Here is a 1,617-nt window from a genome sequence, read left to right on the forward strand (position 1 = left end):
TGTTTCTCTGGAAGAGGGGGATGGAATGATGTTGGTTGCAAAGATTTTGTTAGTGTCCTAGACACTGCCGGTATTCCTCAAGTAGCATTATCTATAATGTTAGCAGGTTCCACTGTAGCGAAAGAAACAAGTAGGATCCTCGTCTTCACTAGGAGGGGATTCTGGTGCACTTTGCGAATTTAATCCGTTGACTTCTGTTAAAGATTCTAGTGATGGATCTTCTTCTGGTCCAGTTGCAGCAGGAAGACATACTGGTAGCGATAATGTTCTCATTCCTGTCCGTCTTCATGTTTCCTTTACTACTTTTGATGAGACAGGTATTGTTCGTGCTCCCGTTTGGATGCCTTCTGCTCATTGTGATGAGACTCTACCTACTACTATAAAGCCTTCCAAATTGAATCTGTTGCCTCCTATTAGGGATTCTAGTGATCGATCTTCTTCTGGTACAGTTTCTGTTCCTTCATATATTCAATGTGTTTATTTGCTGGGTGTAGAGTTACATCCTGATAGTATAAAACTGGTTTGTGATCTTTTTTGTGACGTTTGTGCGTCTTTCATGAGGTCTTTAGCGAAATCGATTGGAAATTACATATCAATTGCTTTAAGTAGTGGACTTTCTAAGGTTGGGAGAGCCATTTGGTTCAAAACTTATAGGGAACTGCATCTATATAGTTTTGTGTCTAGGTGTTTTTGTGTATACCATTCCAGGTACCGTCCTACTTTTATACGTGCTATTGCTGAACATGTAGTGGTGCCGTCAAGTGGATGTAATTTAGTGGATTTTTTATCGAGACTAGACCGTGTCGTTCGTGATCTAGCGGAGACTATATTTAGCTCAAAGTGGGATATGGAAGCTGCTAAAGCTTGTTCTGGACTAGAAGATGAATCATTGAGTGATGTTATTCGTGAAGATTTTATTAGGGTCCTCAATATTGTTGACGTTCCTATGGCAGCACTTTCAATTTCCTACAAATATATAAGAGGTAGAAGGTGTTGTAAGGTAAGTGGTACTGAAATTACAAGTAAAGGTACGGCTTTAGGAGGTGGTTCTACTTCTGACGAGTCTTCTTCGAGTATTACTGATGATAGTGATTATTATTGTGGGTTTGGAGTTTTAGCAGATGAATCATCTTCTGAGCTTTTGTCTCCTCCTTCGATTTCGTTCGCACCCATATCTCCGTCTACTTCTGGGTCTTGTTCTCAATCTGAGAAGCGATTAGGACCCCTGTTGCTGTTGAAGGGTGATTCTAATCCTTCTAGATTTGTTAGATTGTTTTCTTGTATTGATCCTGTTGCTGTATCAAATGTTTCTGAATGTTCTTCTTCTAATGTTGGTGTGGATGTTTTAGTCTCGACTGTGGAAGATGTTGTTTCTGATTTCGCAGTTTCAGGAGATGAATCATCTTCATCTGACTCGGGGTCTTCATCTGAGCTAGGATCTTCATCTTCAAAGTTACCTGTAGCTTCTTCTGTTTCTACTTCCGCTATTGAAGAACCTTCCACGGCAGCTAGTAGTAGTTATTTTAGAGTACCTCCTAAGAAGTTATTTATTATGCAGGGATTATTTAGTGGGAGTAGGACTCTTGAGGTTCCTATTGGTAGTGATGCTGCTGCCAG

The 1,617-nt window shown here is 40.2% G+C and carries 2 protein-coding genes; both read left to right on the forward strand.

Annotated elements, in window-relative coordinates; all coding sequences use genetic code 11:
- The coding region (locus tag A6733_RS08685) for a hypothetical protein (RefSeq protein WP_176696736.1) at positions 1 to 183 on the forward strand (183 nt) is incomplete at its 5' end.
- A gap of 4 nt (positions 184 to 187) precedes the next feature.
- Positions 188 to 1,617, forward strand: a 1,430-nt coding sequence (locus A6733_RS00375; RefSeq protein ID WP_141663424.1) for a hypothetical protein, incomplete at its 3' end; no start/stop codon positions are given.

Origin of the sequence: Candidatus Ichthyocystis sparus (assembly GCF_900078745.1) — a bacterium.
Lineage (GTDB): Bacteria > Pseudomonadota > Gammaproteobacteria > Burkholderiales > 2013Ark19i > Ichthyocystis > Ichthyocystis sparus.